Source organism: Chitinophagaceae bacterium (genome assembly GCA_030053935.1).
Taxonomy (GTDB): Bacteria; Bacteroidota; Bacteroidia; order Cytophagales; family JASGCU01; genus JASGCU01.
This window is the reverse complement of the sequence record JASGCU010000017.1, coordinates 1-23,640: the sequence shown is the minus strand read 5'-3', so window position 1 is coordinate 23,640 and position 23,640 is coordinate 1. Positions and strand designations below refer to the sequence as shown.

The following is a 23,640-nucleotide window of genomic DNA, read 5'->3' as shown; positions in this document are numbered from 1 at the left end:
GGTGTTTTTTTAGTATCTTAGTACGTAGGAATATTAATATCCATTGTTTTTGTCCATGTGGGAATAGGGGAGTGATTCACTATATTTTTAGATATCATTCCACCAAAAAAAGCAGAGATTCCTTTTTTAGAGTGGGTTCCCATAGCAATAATATCTGCGTCTACAGATTGTGCAAAATCCAAAATCCCCTCTGATTCTTTTTCATCAAATATAGTATTTACTGTATAGTTTGTTATATCAAAGTAGTCGGCATATTTGTGTATATTTGTTTTTACTTCTCCTTCTACATTGAGTGCAGATGTGTATACTTTGAGTATATGTATACGGGCTTTCAAAAGATTTTGGAAGTGTTTTAGGTGTTTTATAACCACTTCTTGTTCTTGCTCTAAATCTGTTGGATAAACTATATTTTTAATTTTCCGTAAATCGCATCTATATTTAACAGTTATCACGGGACAGTGCGCATACCGTGTTATTTTATCTGCATTAGAACCAACAAATACTTCTTCTAATCCATCTGATCCTTTGGATCCCATTATTACCAGGTTGGTATTCATATATTTTATGATATCAATAATTTTTATGAATTTATTTGCAACCTCTATCACAGGCTTTATTTCCACTTGGAACTTTTTATTCGTATCGATAATTTCTTCCATTTTTTTTAATACCACTTGTTTTATACGGAGATGATGGGGGTTTTCTAATTCATCCTCTTCACCGAGTAGTTTTGCTATACTACTTGTATTATCTTCTATTATATGTATTAAATCTATGGAAGATCGGTATTCTTCGGCTAATAAAATAGCACTGTCTAAGGCATAATTTGCTTCTTCAGAAAAATCGGTAGGGACTACGATTCTTTTTATCATAATACATGTAATTTATTTATATTTACTTTCCATATTTACACGGAGTTCTCTCCCTTCAAACCGTATTCCTTTAAAGCATTTGATAACTTTTTCTACGTATCTTTTATCTACTTCAAAATGAGAAACATTTTTTTGAAGATTGAGAAGTCCAATATTTTCTTTTCTTAAATTAGTGGTATCGCATATAAAACGTAATAAATCCCCTTTGTTCATATCGTCTGCTTGTCCTATATTGATAGAAAAATTTGTCATTTCGTATGCCTTTCTCTTTTCTGAATATTCTCTTTCGGTATCATTATTTCTATAAGAGGAATTATCATTTTTATATTTTTTATCAAAAGAGTTTTCGCCCTTGTAGGAACTTCTATTATTTCGTGAGTTTCTATCATTTGGATATTTTTCATACGGAGAACTTGCCTTTCTATCCCTATCTCTGTCTATAGCATCGTCGTTTAGGTCTCTTTCGGAGCTGGTGTAGCCGAGTTTATCAAGTTCTAAGGTGACTAATTTTTGTATAAGTTCTGTTTTTGTTATAGTTTCTAAGAGTGCTTCTACTTGATGGAGGATTTCAGGTGCAAGATTTTCTTTTATTTCTACGTCTAATATTCGGGAAGCCCAATGGGTTATTCTGTTTTTTCTAATTTGGATTGTTCCTGGTATTTTTACTTTATGAAATAATATCTTTAAACTTTGCTCTATAAATTTTATTTTGCGTATATCCATCCTTGTGATGAGAGAAATAGATATTCCTTTTTTTCCTGCTCTTGCTGTTCTACCGCTACGGTGAGTGTAGTAATCCATATCATCGGGAAGTGAAAAATGAATGACGTGGGTAAGATCATTTACATCTATGCCTCTTGCTGCTACATCGGTTGCTACTAAAAGCCGGAGAGTATGTGCCTTAAATTTTTGCATTACATAGTCCCTTTGTGATTGAGAGAGGTCTCCATGAAGGGCTTCTGCGTGATAACCATCTTTTGTGAGTTCCGTAGCTACGTGTTGGGTATCTAATTTGGTTCTGCAAAAGATAATTCCAAACATTTCTAAATCATTATCTATGATTCTTTTGAGGGCTTCTATTTTATCTGATGCTTTTACTACAGAATACTGATGTTCAATATTCGCATTGACTGTTTGATTGACGGTGAGAGACACTTCTACAGGGTTGTTCATATACATTTTAGAAATTTGTCTGATTTCTTTTGGCATAGTTGCCGAAAAAAGCCATGTGAGTTTATCTTGTGATGTATGTGAAAGGATAGTATCTATGGCTTCTTTAAATCCCATTTGAAGCATTTCATCTGCTTCATCTAAAATAAAGTATTTTATTTTTTCTAAACGAACTACTTTTCTTTCTAATAAATCTATAAGCCGTCCTGGAGTGGCTACTATAATATGCACCCCGCTTCTAATTGCTTTTATTTGATTGACAATCGATGCTCCTCCGTATACGACCTCTATTTTTACGCGAGAAAGATATTTTGCAAACTCCTGCATTTGCTTTGCTATCTGCTGTCCTAATTCTCTGGTTGGACATAAAATTATTGCCTGAGTATTATCAATGGAGGTATCTATTGCTTGTAAAAGTGGTAATCCAAATGCGGCTGTTTTTCCGGTTCCTGTGTTTGCAAGTCCTATAAAATCTTTATCGTTCGATAAAAGTATAGGAATTGATTTTTCTTGTATAGATGATGGGGTAACAAATCCCATATCTGTTAAGGCTTTTAATAATGGTTCTGATAATCCTAATTCTGAAAATTGATTCATAGTATATTTATATATTTATTTAAGTAAAAGCAATTATAATATTATTTTTTTAATTTTTAAACATTTTATTTTTTTATAGTTATTTATTACAATAATTACTCTTAATTATAAATTTTTGCAAAAAAACACGATTCATAGTTTTGTAATACACAGCTGGTAGTGCAAAATAACTACTTTAATAATAAAACATTGAAAAAAAATACCATTTCTCATAAGAAACCAAAAACTATAGAAAAAGAAAGTAGTAATCTGCGTTTCTATTTTTGTATTGTAGTTGTTGGGGCTGTTCTTTATCTCAAGGCAATCAGGTTTGATTTTGTGGGTTTAGATGATAAAGGAACATTAGTAGATAATCAAAAATACTTTTCTGATATTTATAATCTCTTTCGTGGCTTTTACGAATCTTATTGGTCAAGTTTTTACAGACCTATACTCTTTGGAAGTATTATTCTTGACTTTCAATATATGGGAATAAATCCCCATTTATACCATCTGACGAATATTATATATCATATTATCTGCTGTTGTTTGCTTTTTCGCTTGTTATTATTTCTCAAAAAAGAAAAAAGTATCGCTTTTATCCTCACTCTTCTTTTTACAGTGCATCCTCTTTTTACTCAAGCGGTAGGTTGGGTTTATGGCCGCAATGATACTCTTTTAGGTATATTTACTATTCTCAGTTTTTTTTATTTTGGTTCTTTTTTAAAAATAAATCAGCAGAAATATTTTTGGATACATTGTATTTTTTATGCAATATCCCTCTTCGTAAAAGAAACTGCCCTCGTTATTCCTCTCATATGTACCGTTTATTATTTTCTTTTCATTCATTTTCAAAATAAAAATACAGATAAGACACTTCTCTTTTTTCCCATTCTTTGGGTATTAATAAGTATTCTTTGGGCTGTCATAAGATATACTGCATTGGAATTTCGTTCCGCAGACGAAATAGCAAGAGGTCTCATAAAACAAGAAGAAATAGTAGGAGTAGATGCATTTTTGAAAAACGTTCCATTCCTTTTTGAAGCATTGGGAAAGTTTTTATTTCCTTATAATCTCTCTGTATATCCTTCTTTTCATACTTTTACCACTTTTTTAGGAGTAGCTTTGTATATAGTCATCATTTTTTTGTTGTTTATATCTAAAAAAAGAAATTATACCACCTCTCTATTTGCTTTTGTATGGTGGTTTGTGTTTCTTATTCCTCCCATTTTTATCTATTATACCGATGGAAGATATGATTATTTGGAGCATAGAATATACGTGCCCGCAATAGGTATGGTATTCTTGCTCGGTGAGGTATCTGCCATGATTCCTCCACAAAAAGTAAAAATATTTGGTGGGATAATAATTTCTATTTTTTTCATTCTTACATGGATCCATTTGGATAATTTCAAGGGTATAGAAACCTTTTGGACAAGTGCCGCAAAAACATCTCCCAAAAAGATTTCTCCCAACAAATGGTCTGCTATGTACTACGACCAAATGGGTAATACAACAAAAAGTACAGAATACCTCCACAAAATTTTACAAATAGATTCTCATAATCTATATGCTCTAGATCTTTTATCTCTCTTTTATTTCAAAAAAAAAGAATATCAAAAAGCAAAACTTCTTCTCAAAAGATCTGTAAATATTAATAATCGGGATATAAACCTGATTTCTAACTATGGGTATATTTTAGAAAAAGAAAATAAATGGGACTCTGCGGAAATATATTTTAGAAAAGCTGCTGCTTTGGATACATCCAAAACATATTTCAAAATATATAAAAAAATAGGGGATTATGCTCTCCGAAAAGGACAAACAGACAGTGCTAAAAAATACTATAAAACATCTCTTGCCATAGATGCGCATCAGGTTTCGGTGCTGCTTGCTCTCGGAGATATTGTATTAGCAGAAAAAAACATTCCCTTGGCTGAAAAATGTTGGTTAAAAGCTTTATCATTGCAACCTCAAAATAAAATACTATATGAGCGACTTATACAAATATATATTGCTCAAAAAGAAACAGAAAAAGCAAAGCAAATATGGGATAAAGCTCAAAAAAAAGGAATAAAAGTTATGAGTTATAAATTATAAAAAAATTGTTTGTCCACAAAAACAATCAAACATGAATAGACAGCATTTATTTTTGAATGTTATTTTCCTTTTCCTTTTTATATTTTTATCTGTTTCGGATTTTGTGAAATTACGTATAACGGGGTTTAGTAGTAACGCTGTTCGGCATGGGCAAAAAAGCAAAAAGGGGAACAAAAGATGATATACTTCTGTCCACCCCACTTTTGCAAAACCTGTCTTACCTGATGTCCTTTTCTGTAGTGAGAGTTATTGGGTTAGTAATCTTGTAAATGATAATGAACCTAATCTCCAGTTGTCATTTTGATTAATAAACACTTCCGTTACCATAAATGTATTTATCACTTCTTTTCCACCTACAACGGCTGTCAATATTATTTTACTTAATAATATTGCTGTATTATCAATAATTTGAATAGAAGTTTCTTGAATTTCTGCATTTTTGTACCAAATTCCACCGTTTTTAATAACATTGATTTCTTGTTCTTTACCCCAACTTCCACCCATATGAACGTAAACAGATTGCTTGTGGAAAAGAACTGTTAAAGAATCAACATTTTTATCGGACATCCAAAGCCATTTTTTTTTGGATAAGTTTTTTAATTCTTGTTCTAAATTTGTATTTTTCATTGACTTTGGCTCGGTTGTTTGTGCTGAAACCTGAATTACAAATATTAGTGAAAGAAAAATAATAGTTAAAAAAAAATATTTCATGATTTTTGTTTTTATATATTAATTAGTTTTTAAAGCTGATTCTACTCCCATTGCATCAATAATTTGTTGGGTATTTTTTGCTCCTGCAATTTCAATCTTTGATAAACCAAAATTAAATTCAATTAATTCTTCTGATGAAAAAACTGAACTACTTGCGTTTACATTTTCCAACAAATGGTCTAAACTTGATGTTCCTGGTATAGGTACAATAAATGGTTTCTGTGTAAGTAACCAAGACAATGAAATTTGTGCTGCAGTTTTATTTTTTCTTAATCCCCATTCCTTTAAATAGTCAAGTAATTTTAAGTTTTGTTTTATGTTTTCAGGTTTTACTCTTGGCAAAACGGCACGAAAATCTCCTTGTCCAAATTTTGTATTTTCATTTATTGAACCAGCTAAAAAACCGTAGCCCATTGGACACCAAGGCACAAATCCAATACCTAATTCTTCACAAAGTGGTATAACATTTGTTTCATAATCTCTTGTCCAAATTGAATATTCATTTTGAATTGCTGCAAGTGGCTGTTCAGCGTGTGCTCTTCTGATTGTCTTTACTCCTGGTTCAGAAAGACCCCAATGTAACACTTTGCCTTCTTTCATTAAATCTTTAATTGTACCTGCAACATCTTCAATTGGCACATTTGGGTCAACTCGGTGTTGATAATACAAATCAATATAATCAGTATTTAATCTTTTTAAAGATCCCTCTACTGCTCTTCTAATATTTTCTGGTCTACTATTTAACGCCCTTCCTCTGCCACTTTGATGATTAGGATTCACTTCAAAGCCAAATTTTGTAGCAAGGACAATATTTTTTCTGAAAGACCTCACAGCTTCGCCAATTTGAGTTTCATTTGTCAATGGACCATAAACTTCTGCTGTATCAAAAAATGTAATTCCATTTTCATAAGCTTGGGCGTAAAGTTTATTTACAAAACCCTGTTCTCTAACACCACCTCCATAAAAGCCAACCACTGGTAATCCACCTAAGCCCATGGATGAAACTTCTAATTTTCCAAGTTTACGTTTGTTGTTTTTTATATTACTTTTTGTACTGATGATATTTGCTGGGATATAACTTGAAAGTAATGATTGTCCAACTACAGTACTTGCACTTGCTAAAACTGTCTTAGCAATAAAATCTCGACGATTGATACTCTTGTTTTTCATTTTTTATAATGTTAATTAGATTATTATATTATTTCACAAAAATAAATCAAACATGAATATAAAACATTTATCTTTGAATTTTCTAAACAAATTATAATTTTTTTTTTTGAATTTTATTTAAAAAAACGAAAAAAAAGTGTTAATTTTTGTTAATAAGTAATTTTATAGTAAAAAACCTTATAATTTTATCTCTATTTTGTTGTATTTCTAAACGAATATTTTTATTTGTCTTTGCGTTTTCGTGGTATACTTGTGCCATTTTTAATTTTTATTACATACAGTAAATGCTAAAAAAAGAATATTTTCATAAAATACAAACGCTGATAGTTTTTTTTATTTTTAAGATTGTTTAGGTAATAAAAGCATAAAAAATAATTTAAATGAGAAAAAAACTGAAATACTTTTGTTTTTTTTATAATATTATTTATATACTAACGTAGTGAAACTATACATTAATTGTATAATTATTTGCCAATATTTGCCAAAATACTATTTTTTAATAGTTGCAAAGATATTTGTGTTCTTTTAGAATAAAAAGATGAAACAATATATTTGTTTGCTAAGGATACAGAGGCATAGAAAAAACTTTGGCAAAATGAATCCATGTGTATTGCTTCTCGAGAAAAACCGAGTAAGGAATATGTTTCATGTTAACCCTACTTTCATGAGTGCCAATTTTCCATTAAAAACCACGATGAAATTTATAATAAAAAAAAACCACGAATTAATTCGTGGAATATGGAGATATGCGTTTGCAATATTATGTATTCTTATTCTTTCTGTAGAATATTCTTTTGAAAAAGTTTTTTTCATAATTCCAAAAGAAAGAGAACTTGCCTACCAAAAATCCATAGAAGAGGAGAAAAATATTATAGATAGGAAGGATACAAATATAGTAGATAACCGAAAAGAGAATGTTGGATTCTTGGGAGAAAGATGCAAGGATGGGCTTTTTAATTATCATTATAGTTGTTCCCGTTAAAATGAATACGAGTAGAACGAGAAACACATCTGTTACACTGTTGAGTTTCCATCTTTTTCGCAGTGTTTCTATTGATTTTTTCATAGGAGGTTAAATATCTTATTAAGTATTTTAATAGTAATGAGATAGGTTGGTTTTATGCCGATAATTCCTAAACTGCCCGATGCAAGTGTGTTCCCGGTGAGAAGTGGATTGTCTGAAGCGTAATAAGCATAGAGGAGTTTTATATCTGCCCTGATGTTATGGCGTATAGTGGATTGGCTTTGTATTGCCTTTTGGTAATGAGCCCCTTCCATTTCTAAGCCAATTGCTTTCCAAGACGATGAATGAAAGTATTCTAAAATATCTTTGTTTTGCAGAGAAGTGCCAAGCACCGTAATCATATTTCCTTCATAGACAGATACTGCATCGTTTTGAAAGTCAGTGAGAGTGAGTTCATTTTTGAATGGATAATTATCCCCGCTCCCTTCAAATACGTGAGCAGTGGGAATCATAATATCTCCTTTATTACCCTGAAGTATGCCTGCTTTTCCCATTATAGATATTGTTTTTACATTGATATGAACATTGGACTTATGGGGTTGTTTCCATATCTTTAAGAGTTCATCCATTATCTCGTATGCTTGCTCTCCAAAGGCATAATCAATGACAATAAGAACGGGTTTCTCTTTATATATACGTTCTGTATCTATTTTTATTTCGGGTATTATGTTATGGATGGGGACTTTGCTCATATCTATTATCTGTGCGGAGATATTGGTTCCATTGGTATCGGATATAAAAGTCATTCCGTTTTCAGATGCAAATTTTTCTATTTGGGCTGATAGATGTTTTTCTTTACTGAGATTGAGTATGAGGTTTTCTATATCACTATATTGGATTACTTCGTCTCTTTCCTTTAAAGCATCATATATATAGAGGGTATTAAGAAAGCTGTGCATATTTGCACTGATAATATGCAAGGGTCTATCAAAGAGATGTTCTGTTTCTAGGTGTTTTTTTATTTTATGGGCAAATTTTTCTCCATAGATATGATGTCCAATCCTTTGTCTGAGGGCGGGAGAGAAGGTAATTTCTATATCATTCGTTCCTGGTTCTAATTCTTTGGCGTTTTTTCCTAACCAATATACTATATAAAACAGTCCATTGTTGCTGGATTTAGAATTTTGTAATCGGTAAAATATATTTTTGGTTTCTTCATAAGTCCTGCCCAAGAGAGTTGATGTATAAATAAAAGCAAGTTCTAAATCTTGAGGGGTAGTTTCTTGTTGTTGGACAATATTTTCTAAATATGCCCATTCTATGGGATGTAGTTCTGATTGATTTTTGATTTTCCATGCTTCATTATAAAAGAAAGTGAGGTGAGTTAATATATCATAGATTTCACTTCTTCCTCGGGTTATTTCTATGAACATTTGATTTTTACCTATCTTATAACAGTTTCTTTTTCGGGCGTAAGGAACTATGGGGTCTATTCCTGATTTGTGGAGTCCTTCCTCTGATACAAGTCGAATAGAACGGCATTCTTCTATTCCTTTTGGTAAACGTTCTATAACATAAGCTAGTCCGTTGAGTTCTATCTTGGAAATATCGCTTATTGCTCCATAAATTTCGGGTTTGATAGTTAAAAGAGCTTCTTTGAGTTGATTTCCTGAGGAAGTATAGGGTTTAAGGATTCCTATATTAAAAATATGCCTCATTTCTATGTAAAGACGCTCTATAGCGGCACGTGATTCTTGAGCTTTTGTAAATACTATTTCTTTTGACTCTTCCATAAATCGTATTGTTATTGGTTATTGTATTTCAAAATGTAAAACTAATTGTTCTTGTATGTATCCTTTACATACGTCTCCTGCTTTTACTTTTCCTACTCCCTTTGGAGTTCCTGTAAATATGATATCTCCCACCTTAAGAGTTATAAATCGAGAGGCAAAAGATATAATTTTTTCAAAAGAATGTAACATCATAGATGTATTCCCTTTTTGAACCACCTGTTCATTTATAGAAAGAGAAAAATTAAGATTTTTTATATCAGAAAAAGATTCTTTTGAAAAAAAAAGAGAGAGGGGTGCAGACCCATCAAATGCTTTGGAAAGCTCCCAAGGAAGCCCTTTGTCTTTTAGTTTATTTTGTAAGTCCCTTGCTGTAAAATCAACTCCTAATCCTATAGAATCAAAGTATTTATGTGCAAATTTCTCTTCTATGTTTTTTCCTTCTTTGCAGATTCTGAGTATAATTTCTATTTCGTGGTGTATGTTTTGAGAGAAATCAGGTAAATAAAAGGGTTTATTATCTTTTATAACCGATGTTTCGGGTTTCATAAAGATTATTGGTTCTTCGGGCACTTCATTTTGCAGCTCCTGTATATGCTCCGCATAATTTCTTCCTATTGCAATTATTTTCATTGATTTTTTATAGTTTATTAAAAAGATAATTTTAATTATGTCAATAAAGTTGAGAAAATATAAAAAAAGAATATTATTTAGTATAATTATAAATAAAATCTAAAAAATACAAATAATTTTCTAAATGTTAAGAAATTAAGCAATAGAAAGCACTAAAAATACATTTGTATTGTTTTTTTATGCTTTTTATGTTATTGTACCTTTTTTTACAATGCATTTTTGGAAAATAACTTATTTTATAGTATCATTTCATACACTCATGAAGAAAAAAATACATATAGTTTTTACATTACTCGTATTTTACTGCAATTATCAAGGTTATTCTCAAGCAAATGGAATAGATTCAGGAGTATACTTTATAGTACTCAAAAATAAAATGGAACTCTTTGGAACATTTTTAGAAAAAACAGAAGAAAAAATGATTTTTTCAGATATGATTATAAAACAAATAGAAATTTCCCCCTCCAATATAGAAGAAGTAACCCGAGTATACCCCAATGCAATGTGTATCTTTAAAACAAATAATGGAAAAACATTTCAAGGATATTTTCTAAAACTAGACAAAGATGAAATTTCTTTTTTAGATAATCTAAAAGGTAAAACGATTCTCAAAATATCTCAATTAATGAGCGTCCAACCTGTAAAACTTTCTAATCTTACGAAAGAGCTTGTGGTAAATGAACAAAAAAATATCTACTATTGTTATGCAAAATCACTTATTCCGCTCAAAGAAGGAGAAATGTATTATCAAAATAATCTTATTTTTGCTAATGCATTCCATTTTAGAATAAACCAAAATGTTTCCATGGGAGTAGGAACTTTTTTTATTCCCCTTCCTTTCATTTTTGGATATGGTTTTTTGTATATAAACCCTCAATTTAGTTTTCCAATAGCAAAAAATCTCTACGTAGGAGGAGGAGTATGGGGATTTTATACTCCTTTTATCATCAATAGTTTTTCTCTGATTGGGTATGGAACAATTACTTATGGAAATGAACGTTCAAATATATCTGTATCCATAGGAGCGAATACGGAGTACAGAACTTATTCCGGGTTTAGAATGTATGAATACCCTTTTGTTTCCCTATCGGGATCATTATCTATAACACCCAATACTTCTATTATAGCAGAAAATGCCTTTTCTTCTCTTACCACTCTTGGTAGTTTTAATACATTTTCATTAGGTGCCAGATATGGGAAAAAAAATCATGCTTTTGACTTTGGCGTAAAGGTAGTAGGAATGGAAACATCTTTTTTAGAATATCCTATCCCTTATATTGGCTATTCCTTGAAAATTGTAACGAAAAAAAAGAACATATAAAATAAAACTCAAAAATATTTCAGAGACATACAGATGAAGGTAATAGGTGAATATATGTTGTTTTTGGGGCAGTTGTTTGTAAGAAGAGAAAAGTTTAAGATATATGTGACCAGAACAAGAGATGAATGTATACTAATAGGGTATAATACTATTTTTTTAGTATCCATAGTTTCTTTTTTTATAGGAGCGGTTACCACTATACAAATTGCTTATAACTTGGTGAGTCCTTTTGTGCCACGTTATATCATATCAAATGTATTACGAAGTATGACATTAACAGAGTTGGCTTCTACTTTTACAGGAGTCATATTTGCGGGGAAAATAGCGTCTAATATAGCTGGCGAATTAGGTACTATGCGGGTGACAGAACAAATAGATGCTTTAGAAGTTATGGGTATAAATTCTATTTCTTATTTAGTGCTTCCAAAAATTATAGCAAGTGTATTTACCTATCCACTATTAGTTATTATAGCAATATTTTTAACCTTTTTGGGAGGGAGTGTTTCAGGGACTCTGACCAATCTTATTACAGGATATGATTTTGTGTATGGATTACAATACGAATTTAGAAATTTTGAAGTATTTTTTCCTCTCATCAAATCATTTTTTTTTGGTTTTTTCATAACTTCTATCTCTGCTTTTATAGGATTTAATACCAAAGGCGGAGCATTAGAAGTAGGTAGGGCAAGCACCAGTGCCGTTACAAATAGTTGCATCGCTATTCTCATAACCGATTTCGTATTAGCAAAACTACTTCTTACATAAAAAAATAAAATGATACAAAAAATGAACCATCAAAAACATCTCTTCCAATTACCTGAAGATATTCACTACTTAAACTGTGCATATATGTCTCCATTGCTACGTTCCGTAGAAGATGCAGGAATAAAAGGACTCATTAAGAAAAGAAACCCCGTAGATATAGCCCCAAAAGATTTTTTTGAAACAGCAGAATCTGTTAAAAAAAAAGCCGCAACACTCATAAATGCTCATACGAATAATATAGCAATTATCCCATCGGCTTCATATGGACTTTCGAATGCTATAAATAATGTTCCTATTACCACAAAAACAGAAGTTATCATCATAAAAGACGAATTCCCAAGTGCCTATAATACTATTAAAAAATGGTGTCAAAAATATTATAAGACCTTACGTGTAATAGAATATACTCCTCATACTATGAAAAAAGGAAACGAATGGAATACTCGAATTTTAGAAAATATTAATGTACAAACCGCTCTTGTGGTCATGTCTTCTGTCCACTGGGCAGACGGAACAAAGTTTTCTTTAGAAGATATTGGAGCAAAATGTAAATCATGCGATGCTTTTTTTATCGTAGATGGAACTCAATCTGTAGGAATTAGCCCCATTGATGTCCGAAAAGCAAATATAGACGCACTCATTTGCCCAGCTTATAAATGGTTATTCGGTCCTTATTCTATTGGTTTTGCATTCTATTCTCATGCTTTCAATCAAGGAACCCCCATTGAAGAATCATGGCTTAACAGAACCAATGCAGCGTATTTTTCAAAACTTACCCAGTATACAGATGAGTATAAGTCAGGTGCAGCACGCTATAGTGTAGGTGAATATAGTAACTTTATCCTTTTACCCATGCTTGACGAAGCATTAAAGCAAATAATAGAATGGGGTGTAGAAAATATGGAAGCTTATTGTAACACGCTTTTTCAACCTCTTCTCACCTTTTTAGAAAAAAGCAATTTTTCTATTGAAGAACCTGCATTTAGAAGCAAGCATCTTATAGGTATTTCCCTTCCCCCCAATGTAGATATGCAAAATCTTATGAAACAATTAGAAACACATAAAGTATACACCTCTATCAGAGGTAATTCTCTCCGAATATCAGGAAATGTCTATAACACCGAAGAAGATATTTTTGCATTAGTAAAAGTACTCAAAGAATTAGAATCGCTTTAAAAGAGTTCTAAAACCGATTGTGTCATAATAGATACCCCACTGATCAGTTTACCTTTTTTTATTGTATTCAATATGGTTTGAAATTAAGCCCCGTAGATGCTCTATACTATTACCAATTATGAAAGAGGTCTATTGTGAATAATATCTTATTTGTTTGTGAGTAAATTATATTAATTGTATCCAAAAAAATATAAAAAAAAGCATACCTTTGTTATTTTACATAGAAAAGATATATTTTTGTCAATATTATAAACTATACCCACTTATTAGGTTATGCCAAAAAAAATACCATCCACTCCATTTACTCAAAAGCGAATGAAAAAATATCTTATATTCCTCTTGTTTTGGTTGTTTTTATTATCAAAAGGTTTTGCACAGCAGCCACCTGTTTTTAGTCAATATTTTATAAATCCTTACCTTTATAATCCGGCTTATGCGGGAGTTGAAGGTCATCTCGCCGCTTATCTAACATATAGACAGCAGTGGGTGGGGTTTAATGGCGCTCCTTACTATGCTCATTTTATTGCTCACTCTCCCGTTGGGCATACCCCACTGAGCATCGGCGGAGAGGTGGCTACTGACATTCAAGGACCTCTTACTGATAATTATTTGAAAGTAGCAGGTTCTTATTTGATAATTCTCAATAGTTTTCGACATTATATCCGAGTTGGGCTTTCCTTAGGGGTGGGCACATCGTATATTGACGAAAAAGCATTAAACACAAGAGACCCTCGAGCGGCGAATCTTGTTCCTTTATATAATAATTTTTATATGCTGGGCTCCTTTGGCATCAATTATCACATCAATAATTTTAATATAGGAGTTTCTATTCCGAATATTATCAACCATGATAATATAAATACTCAAACTTTTGAGAAAGTAAAGTTCCATTCTTTAGATAATATATTACTCAAGGCAAACTACAGGCAAATATTAGTGAGGGATATATTGGTTTGGGAGCCACACGCCCTGTATAGATTTAGTAAGTCGAATTTTGCGGCAAACCAATACGAAATTACCAATATCTTTCATATAAAACATTTAGTCTGGGTGGGCGCTTCTTATAGACAAAACGCTGGATTTGTGTTATTAGCGGGAATAAAATTTGCCCATAGATATGCTATTGGATATGCTTATGATTTTCCTTCGTCTGAATTAAAAACCGGTGGGAGCCATGAGATACATATTGGGATACATATAGGAAGCAGAAAACGTGATAGCAAGGGATTTATAGGACAGAGTAAACATGATTCAGATACTCTTTCTGAAAACGTAGCTGTTACTCGTGTGAAACCAATAAAAACAACGGTTGCTACTGTCCCAAAACCACCTATCAAAAAGATTTCCACTACTACCTCAACCGTTCCCAAACCCATTCTTACTGTAAAAACCACTACTCCCACTGTTCCTGAAGATACCACTCCTGTTGTAATCACAAAACCAATTGCCATAACAAAACCTAATCTACCAAAAATAGTTCCTCAAGAAACAGAAAGAAATGGAAACATACTAGATATGGATCCTGGCCATTATGTAATAGTAGGATCTTTTTCCTCTTTTAATGCTGCTCAAGGATTTGAGAATACTTTATCAAACCAAGGTTTTTTACCGGATATCGGGCATATTCCTGCAAAGAACCTCTATTATGTGTATATGTTTGTTTCTCAAAATCTTTCAGATGCAACCAACGAAATGAAAATACTTCAAAGGAAGCCCAATTTTAGAAAAGCATGGGTTCTTTCTGTAGGTAATTCTTCCGAAAATGCTGTAAAACAAAACGAAGAACCTGCAAATGCTAATCCCGAGAATAATTTATTAACCATGGAAGAGGGAAATTACTTAGTCGTAGGATCTTCTAAAACATTTAATGAAGCACAGAAGTATGCCGACGTGTTATCTAACATGGGTTTTCTACCAGAGATAGGATTTGATAGGCAAGCCAACGTATATCATACTTTTCTTTTCGAATCAAATAATAAAGAAGAAGTAATGCAAGAAAAACAAAAATATAGTAAAAACAAATACTTTAAAAAACTTATTATTCTATCCGTTCAATGATTTTAAACTATGAAAAATAAAATAAAACCTTTTATGCAACTACAGATAAAGAATATTCTGTTTTTTTCTCTCACAACGATACTTGCTACTCCTCTTGTAGAAGCACAGGGTACACAAAAAGCCCCTATTATTAATAAAATCAGCGAATCTCATTCTGCCCCGGGAACAATAATTTCTTTGATAGGATTAAACTTTCCTGATTCTACTAAGCATGCAAAGGTGACTTTTCGTGATGCAGTAGCAGAGGTTATTTCTACTTCTGAAAACCTTATTCGTGTGAAAGTTCCTGGCAACGCCACACATGGAAATATCACAGTATATAATGGTAGAAATAATCTTATAGGAGAAAGTTCGGAAATATTTTTTCCCAGCTATAGTGGTAGTCCTTTCCAAATGGAAAAAATAAGTCCAAACAATAAAAAAAAATTCTTATTAAATATCCCACCAGAAAAAAAAATAGAAGATTTCTGCTTATGTGATTTTAATAATGATGGGAAAGAAGATATTGCTGTGACGCATAATAATAGAACTATAGATATATTCAAAAATGAATCTAACGGTGCTGAGCATACTTCTTTTTCTCTTTTTCAACAAATAGATATTGTCTATAGCACTGACCATATCATTTGTAAAGATATAAATGGAGATACAAAACCAGAATTGGTCATCAGTATACCTGCACAACCTACCCCAGGACGTTATATTAGAATTATTAGAAATGAATCAGTCGGAGGTACTATACAATTAAATCCTATACCCATTATTGAAACTATATCTATCCCATTAGCAAGAACCAAAGACGGAAAAACATCTCAAAAAATTGCTGTAGAAGATATAGATAAAGATGGAAAACCCGATGTTATCGCTACCATTATACCTGAAACATTTATAGTAATATTTAAAAACCAAAGTAATATTTATACATATTCTTTTCTTCCCCCTATAAGTATAGAAACAGATGAAGAACCTTTATATTCTTTAGAAATAAAAGACATGAATAATGATCTATTTCCGGATATCGTCTTCTCTACCAAAAATAGTAACGATGTACATATAATACTGAATGAAAGCTCCCCCGGAAATATAAAATTTAATACACAAAATAAAATTACTATACCTACCAGTAACGTAACGAATCTGATAGTAGGAGATATAGATAATGATAACTATAATGACATCATATTTACAGAGAACTCTGTTACTTCCGTCTCTAAGAATATCAATATATTGAAAAATAGAAGGAATCTCACTTTTTCTACTATTAAGGTACCTATTCCAAGTAATCCATGGGGATTAGATTTAGGAGATATAAACGGGGATAAAAAATTAGATATAATCACTTCGGGTTATATTGGTAGCAATAAATCACTCAGCATCATTATCAATAATTACACATCAAATGAAATTGCTTCAACTGATTTTTCTGTATTAGAATTAGAAAATATAGGGCAACATACAAAAAATATAAAAATAGGAGATGTCAATAGAGATGGGAAACCCGATATAATAGCTACAGGGCTGGATAGTAATAGTGTTATAACTATTCCAAACTATAATTGTCTGAAACCCAAGATATTACATCCAAAAGCAAATGGAATAGATACTATAACTATATGTAAAGGGTCTACAGTAGAATTAAATGCTACTCCAAGTATTGGACACAGATACCAATGGGTTATTACAAATACAAATAACACAAGAACCCTTAACCCTAGAGACACATCATCTACATTTATTATACCATCAAATACAGCAAAAACTTTTCTCGTAAAAGTAATTGTATCTACTAATAGATGCGTAGATTCTTCCAATAACGTTATCGTAAATGTAAAAGATGCGACATCTGTTCCTGCTCCTACATTAACTACTTCCCCAGAAAATTTACGTGAGTGCGATGGCGAACAATTGATACTCGTTATTAAGGTTCAAGATCCAACCCAAACAAATTTTACTTCAACGATAAAAGATTACTTATGGACAACTCCCGCAACATACGATGGTTTATTACCCGAAGAAAATCAACAAGCATCTACCATATCACAAAAAGTATTTGTTATACAGCCCTTTAACATAAATAAAGCAGGAACATATTACTTTAGTTATATAAATACAGATGGATGCCAAAGTCCTGTATTAGAAATAAAAACATCTCTCATATCTTTTCCCAAAATTAGTCCCAATATTGGAAATTCTAATGCTTGTGCAGGAAATACAGACACTATTAGAGCTCCTTATTACCCAGGATATAAGTATGAATGGTATAAGGATAACGAAGAAGAAGGGCAAGATATATTTGTGGATTCTAATGGAGGAAATACACTCCCCGTAACAGAAAATGGAGTATATTATCTAAAACTATCCGAAACATCTACTGCGTCTACTCGCAATTGTAGTTATATATCCCCTTCTCGAAGTATAATATTTCGGAATAAACCTGTTTTACTCCCATCAAATATTCACATACAACTAAAAGATGAGGAATTATTACCCGATTCTACAAATACAAAAATATGTAAAGACCTCCCCTTAATATTTTCTGTATCCCCTGAAAGCATAGATACCTCAGGTATACAAACTCAAAAACTTACCCTCAGTTACAAATGGTACCCAGAATATGAATTTTTGGATACAAGTATTATAACTCCAAATCTTGAATACACATACAGAGATGTACAACAAAAAAATATTAAAGTAGAAGTAGGATACAACGAAGTAAAAGATTGTTACTCTGAAACACAAACTACTCGGATAATAACCGAACCAGTTGTAAATAAAATAAAATTTACGCAAAGAATAAAAGATATATCAGATATAGAAAATAATGCAATAATAGGTATAAAATGTAGAGAAACTACCGAAATAATAGAATTAGATACTGCTCTAACAATAGAAGAACAACTAAATGGCATCACTAAAGAATACCAAAACTTTATTTGGATAAAAGACAATGATACCACACAAATTATTAGCTATAAAAAAACATTATCCGTATCCGACTCAGGATTATATAAAATCCTAACAACAGACGTAGCACAATGCCAATCTATTACTCCTATTAAAATCCGAGAATATCCAAAAAATACTCCTCAAATCATTCTTTCAAAAAATATAGTAAACGAATATGATACCGTCGTAATAACAATCGAAAATATAAATAAAACATATCCTATACAATGGAAAGATTCAGCACAATTAAAATTATTTCAAATAAAAACAGATCCAATACATCAAATAAGATACAAAGCTTCTTACCAATCTTATGATTTTTTAAATACCGATACACTCATAAAATCTATAACAGTAAACGCATTCGATGCACTCTACGGATGCCAACAAGAAGCTACTAAAAGTATAAAAATAATTCCTTATAAAGAACCAAGACCAGGACATCTTACCAACAATGACCCCTCTCCTAAATATTTTCACTCCTCTTTTTCTCCCAATGGAGACGGATTTGATGACCTATGGATTTTGGATAATGTAGAATTTAATCAAACATGCACCCTTATTATTTTTGATAGAAGAGGAAAAATTGTATATCAAAAACAAGGATATAAAAACGATTGGGATGGAACTCTGAATGGAAACGGAACACCATTAGACCAAGGAGTATACTACTATATTTTTGATTGTGTGCAGAGTGACAGAACATTAAATACAGAAAATATAACAGGCACTGTGCTTATATACCGCTAATAATACAATACATAATCATTCTAAACAGAAAATGAAAAACATACTTTTTTTAATCCTCATTTCATGGGGAAGTATCAGTTGTGAACGTAATACGAAAACACAAACATACTCAAAAAACGACACTATCTTTTTTGACTTTACATTCGGTATGCGTAAACAAGATTTTTATAACTACTGTGCTGAAAAAAACAGAGAAAAGATATTTACCCACGGACCAAGAAATATGGAAATAGAATATACAATGACAGAAATCCAACCCGAAGTAATGATGTGGTTTTACCCCGATTTTTATGAAGATAGAATCTATAAAATGAAAGTGACTTATATGTACACACCATGGGCTCCTTGGAATACACAATACTACGCAGACAAACTTATCATTAAAATATTAGATATATATAAAAAGAAATACGGAAGCAATTTTCAAACAGTACAGACACCAAACGGAACCATTCACTCACAAATAAATGGAAAAAGAAGAATAAACATACGAGTCAAAGATGAACAGTATGTAGAAGCTTTTTTTACAGATATGAAAATAGAAAAATTGATAGAAAAAAAAGAAAATAACTTATTATGAATTATTAAAAATGCTCCAACTGACAGATATAAGAGAAAAAAAAGAACACATTATTACAGGCTTACAAAAAAGAAATTTCGCTGACGCCGAAAAAAAAATAGATGCTATCTTAACACTCGACAATGAAAAAAAACGATTGAAAAAAGAGTTAGATACATTACTCCAAGAGAATAATGAACATTCTAAAGCAATAGCCCTTTTGATGCAATCAAAGAATACTTCCCAAATACAAAAATTAAAAGAAGAAAACAACGAAATAAAAAACAAAACCAAAAAAATATCAGAAGAACTTATAGGGATAGAAAAAAAACTGAACGAATCTTTGTATGAAATCCCTAATATCCCTCATAAAACAGTCCCAAATGGCAAATCCGCCGAAGAGAATGAGATTATCTTTCAAACACAAGAACTACCCATTTTGGAAAAAAATGCCAAACCCCATTGGGAAATAATCAAAGAATACGACCTCATAGACTTTGAACTAGGAACAAAAATAACAGGATCCGGATTCCCAGTTTATAAAAATGACGGTGCCCGCCTCGTGCGAGCTCTCATAAATTATTTTTTAGATATGGCTATACAAGCAGGTTATAACGAAATACAGCCCCCTATTCTCATCAATGCAGAATCAGGATTTGGAACCGGACAATTACCCGATAAAGAAGATCAAATGTATTATGTAACCGAAGACGCCCTCTATCTTATACCTACTGCCGAAGTTCCTATTACGAACTTATACCGGGATGTAATTGTGGAAGAAAAAAATCTGCCCATAAAAAATGTCGGCTATACTCCTTGTTTTAGAAGAGAAGCAGGTTCCTGGGGAGCGCATGTGAGAGGACTAAATCGCCTCCATCAATTTGATAAAGTAGAAATAGTGCAAATAACCAAACCCGATAATTCTTACAAAGCCCTTGAAGAAATGAAAGCACACGTGGAAATGCTTCTAAAAAATTTAGAACTCCCCTACCGAATTCTTCGCCTTTGCGCAGGAGATATGGGATTTACCTCCGCTCTTACATACGACTTTGAAGTATACTCTGCCGCTCAACAAAAGTGGTTAGAGGTAAGCTCCGTCTCTAACTTTGAAACATTTCAAGCAAACCGACTCAAACTACGATATAAAACTGATAAAAAAAACCAACTCCTGCATACTCTCAATGGAAGCGCATTAGCACTACCGCGTATAATGGCAGCAATTTATGAAAATAACCAAACCCCAAAAGGAATCCTTATCCCAAAACCTATAATTCCATATATCAAAAAAAATATAATAGAATACACTGTAAAATAAAGAACATTAAGGACGAAATGTATAATGAAAATTATATACATTATATTCATACTATAGAACTGGTGCAAGAACCATATAAAAAAAAGAAGCAGATATAATTGCTAAGATAAACCGCAAAGCATTTTTGCAAACAAAAGTTCATTTTCTCAAACTTTTATAGAGGTAGGAATCTTTCCTACCTTTATTTTTTTATATACGAATACACTATTAATACAAAAAACATCAAAAAAATAAAAAAATGACTTATCTTACAAAAATGAGGACAGGACCACTTTTATTTTTTTTATAATACCCAAAAATATCCTTTTAATCTTAACTATAGCTGCAATGTTAGACAAAGAATCTATTGTATTTGACCATTTTGCAGAGGAAATTATCCTCTCTCTTGTAGTATCATTTTTATATGCTTTTTTACTCTATAGAAAAGAGAAACGATGGTCTCCACTTCTCAATAAAATTTTATTTGGTCTGCGGTTTTCAGTCGTCTTTTTACTTGCTCTTCTTTTATGTAATCCTCTTTTCAAAAAAATTCATAATACCATAGAAAAACCTTATTTCTTATTCGTTTTAGATAATAGTTTATCTATTCCTTTAGCAACGGATAGTGTGAAAACCCATCTGTTAGAAAAAGAACTCAACGATATTTCTCTTTTTATGGAAAAAAAAGGATTTCAAGTTTTGAAAAGAACCCTCCAAAATAAAAACATAGAAAACTTTCACCCCGTTGCTTATACCCACACTATAACGGATTATTCTACCCTCATGAGTGAATGGAACACAGAATTTGAAAACCACCACATAGAAGGCATACTATTTGCATCCGATGGAATCTATAATGCAGGTGCATCTCCCGAATATATACCCTTTCCTTCCAAAATATATACCGTAGGGGTAGGCGATACTATTCCTAAAAAAGATGTTACCCTTTCTCAAGTCCTTTCTAATAAAATAGTTTATAAAAATAATCTCTTTCCCCTGAAAATAGAAATACTCAATCAAGAAATGGAAGGAAGTTCTGTGGTGCAGATCTTTCACGACGGCAAAGAAATAAAGACACAAACCGTTTTATTTGTCCCTCATAAAAAATTCTCTGTGATAGAAATGAACCTCCCTGCCCAAGAGAGCGGATTACAAGAATATACCATTTTCATAAAACCTCTACTCGGGGAAGTATCTACCACCAATAATACTTCTAAAATATATATTGATGTATTAGATAAAAAACAAAAGATACTTATTGCCGCTTCCTCACCCCATCCCGATATAAAAGCAATAAAATCTGCAATAGAAAAAAATGAAAACTACGAAATAACCACTTATATTCCCACTATCCACAACACTCCTCCCGATGGTCTCTTTGATATTATGATTCTTCACAACCCTTTTGAAAATCAAAAAAAATTATATACTCTCCTTGAATTTGCAAAAAAACAAAAACTACCCCTTTGGTATATATTAGGAAGCAATACCCTTTGGGAAGAGTTTCATACAGCGGGTTCTATCATAAAAATAAAAAAAATCCGCAACGATATAGATTATATTTCCCCTCATTTGAATGAAAATTTTGCTCCTTTTCTCCTCAATAACACGGTAAGAGAAAAAATTCACACCTATTTTATCCCCATTGCCGTTCCATATATTGATATAATTATGGAAGAAAAATATAACACCCTTTTGTCTCAAAAAATAGGAAGCATTACTAATAATAAACCATTATGGCTCTTCTCTGAGGACAGGATTCCCAAGCAATGTATTTTTCTGGGAGAAAATCTTTGGATGTGGAGAATACAAGAACTGGCACAAACCCAAAATGCAGAAGCTTTTGACGAACTCATTCTCAAGACAATCCAATATATCAGCACCAAAGAAGACAAACGCCCACTGAGAGTGTACCCATTAAAAAATGAAATGTCCGATAATGAAATTATCACCTTACAAACAGAGGTTTATAACTCTCTTTATGAACCTATTTATGACAAAGAAATCCTTATAAAAATAAAAAAACAAGGAGAAAAAGAAAAAAAATATTCTTTTACTACCTCTCCATCGCAAACACAGTTTGTTTTGAAACCATTGCCCGAAGGAATTTATTTTTTTACTGCTCAAACAGAAATAAATGGAAAAACACTTACCGAAAAAGGAAAATTTGTCATAAAAACATATCAAAAAGAATCCAACTCTCTCACCGCTGATTTTCAAGTATTAAAAAATATAGCACACAATACAGGAGGAAAATTCTACTACCCTTCTCAATTTACCCAAATACAAAAAGATTTGGAACAAATAAAATCTACTCCCCATATATTTTCTCAAGAAGAACTGAAGCCCCTCATAGATTGGGAATGGATACTGCTCATAGCACTCGCTTTATTGAGCATAGAATGGTTTACAAGAAAGTATTTAGGTGGATATTAAATAGAAAAACACCAAAAAGAAAGCATATAATACCATTTCTATTTGTATTATAATCCATACTGGTTTTAAAAAAATATAGTCATACGAGTGTGAAAAAAACATTGAAAATACTCCTTTATTTATGAGTTAGTAACAAAGAAAAATGAAATGAATTTTAATATACAATCTATATTGCAAAACGACAAACAAATTCTTTATCCTTTAATAGAAAAGGATTTTGATGAATTGTATGAAATAGCATCTGACCCTAAAATATGGGAACAGCATCCAAATAAAGACCGTTGGAAAAAAGAGGTATTCAAAATTTTTTTTGAAGGTGCAATAAAAAGTAAAGGGGCTTTTAAAATTA

Annotated in this window: 17 protein-coding genes; 11 read left to right on the top strand and 6 right to left on the bottom strand. The window is 31.7% G+C overall.

Annotated features, from left to right (window positions below; translation table 11 throughout):
• Positions 1-17: 17 nt before the first annotated feature.
• The gene (locus QM536_03450; protein MDI9356066.1) at positions 18-872 is read right to left on the bottom strand and encodes a universal stress protein; all 855 of its coding nucleotides are present in this window, start codon (positions 870-872) and stop codon (positions 18-20) included.
• Between the two features lie 12 nt (positions 873-884).
• Positions 885-2,639 (bottom strand): DEAD/DEAH box helicase, encoded by a 1,755-nt coding sequence (locus QM536_03445; protein ID MDI9356065.1) that lies wholly within the window; start codon positions 2,637-2,639, stop codon positions 885-887.
• A 189-nt stretch (positions 2,640-2,828) separates the two neighbouring features.
• Between QM536_03445 and QM536_03440 the strand changes: the two genes are divergently transcribed.
• Positions 2,829-4,718 carry a hypothetical protein gene (locus QM536_03440; GenBank protein ID MDI9356064.1) on the top strand — a complete coding sequence of 630 codons (1,890 nt, stop codon included), beginning with the start codon at positions 2,829-2,831 and terminating at the stop codon, positions 4,716-4,718.
• Between the two features lie 246 nt (positions 4,719-4,964).
• Here QM536_03440 and QM536_03435 read toward each other — a convergent pair whose 3' ends face one another.
• Positions 4,965-5,429, bottom strand: a complete 465-nt coding sequence (locus QM536_03435; GenBank protein MDI9356063.1) for a nuclear transport factor 2 family protein — start codon at positions 5,427-5,429, stop codon at positions 4,965-4,967.
• A gap of 18 nt (positions 5,430-5,447) precedes the next feature.
• Positions 5,448-6,599, bottom strand: a complete 1,152-nt coding sequence (locus QM536_03430; GenBank protein ID MDI9356062.1) for an aldo/keto reductase — start codon at positions 6,597-6,599, stop codon at positions 5,448-5,450.
• Positions 6,600-7,293: 694 nt separating this feature from the next.
• Here QM536_03430 and QM536_03425 point away from each other — a divergent pair.
• Entirely contained in the window at positions 7,294-7,581 is a 288-nt protein-coding gene (locus tag QM536_03425; GenBank protein ID MDI9356061.1) for a hypothetical protein, read from the top strand.
• 80 nt (positions 7,582-7,661) lie between these two features.
• Here the strand turns inward: QM536_03425 and QM536_03420 are convergent, their stop codons facing one another.
• Both QM536_03420 and QM536_03415 read right to left on the bottom strand, forming a co-directional pair.
• Positions 7,662-9,356 (bottom strand): hypothetical protein, encoded by a 1,695-nt coding sequence (locus QM536_03420; GenBank protein ID MDI9356060.1) that lies wholly within the window; start codon positions 9,354-9,356, stop codon positions 7,662-7,664.
• Between the two features lie 18 nt (positions 9,357-9,374).
• A complete protein-coding gene (locus QM536_03415; protein MDI9356059.1) occupies positions 9,375-9,986 on the bottom strand; it encodes a fumarylacetoacetate hydrolase family protein in 612 nt (203 codons plus the stop codon).
• A gap of 259 nt (positions 9,987-10,245) precedes the next feature.
• Here QM536_03415 and QM536_03410 point away from each other — a divergent pair, with 259 nt between their 5' ends.
• The 9 genes from QM536_03410 to QM536_03370 form a co-directional block, all read left to right on the top strand.
• Complete coding sequence (locus QM536_03410) at positions 10,246-11,307, top strand: hypothetical protein (GenBank protein ID MDI9356058.1); 1,062 nt, start codon at positions 10,246-10,248, stop codon at positions 11,305-11,307.
• 33 nt (positions 11,308-11,340) lie between these two features.
• The gene (locus QM536_03405; protein ID MDI9356057.1) at positions 11,341-12,072 is read left to right on the top strand and encodes an ABC transporter permease; all 732 of its coding nucleotides are present in this window, start codon (positions 11,341-11,343) and stop codon (positions 12,070-12,072) included.
• 21 nt (positions 12,073-12,093) lie between these two features.
• Positions 12,094-13,248, top strand: a complete 1,155-nt coding sequence (locus QM536_03400) for an aminotransferase class V-fold PLP-dependent enzyme (protein ID MDI9356056.1) — start codon at positions 12,094-12,096, stop codon at positions 13,246-13,248.
• 273 nt (positions 13,249-13,521) lie between these two features.
• Positions 13,522-15,306: a PorP/SprF family type IX secretion system membrane protein gene (locus QM536_03395; protein MDI9356055.1), complete on the top strand. Its 1,785-nt coding sequence runs from the start codon at positions 13,522-13,524 to the stop codon at positions 15,304-15,306.
• A 9-nt stretch (positions 15,307-15,315) separates the two neighbouring features.
• Complete coding sequence (locus tag QM536_03390; GenBank protein MDI9356054.1) at positions 15,316-19,002, top strand: FG-GAP-like repeat-containing protein; 3,687 nt, start codon at positions 15,316-15,318, stop codon at positions 19,000-19,002.
• Between the two features lie 31 nt (positions 19,003-19,033).
• Positions 19,034-19,582, top strand: a complete 549-nt coding sequence (locus tag QM536_03385; protein MDI9356053.1) for a hypothetical protein — start codon at positions 19,034-19,036, stop codon at positions 19,580-19,582.
• A gap of 10 nt (positions 19,583-19,592) precedes the next feature.
• The gene (gene serS / locus QM536_03380) at positions 19,593-20,876 is read left to right on the top strand and encodes a serine--tRNA ligase (protein ID MDI9356052.1); all 1,284 of its coding nucleotides are present in this window, start codon (positions 19,593-19,595) and stop codon (positions 20,874-20,876) included.
• A 327-nt stretch (positions 20,877-21,203) separates the two neighbouring features.
• Positions 21,204-23,291: a hypothetical protein gene (locus QM536_03375; protein MDI9356051.1), complete on the top strand. Its 2,088-nt coding sequence runs from the start codon at positions 21,204-21,206 to the stop codon at positions 23,289-23,291.
• Positions 23,292-23,438: 147 nt separating this feature from the next.
• Positions 23,439-23,640: N-acetyltransferase (locus QM536_03370; GenBank protein ID MDI9356050.1), on the top strand; the 202-nt coding region annotated here is incomplete at its 3' end.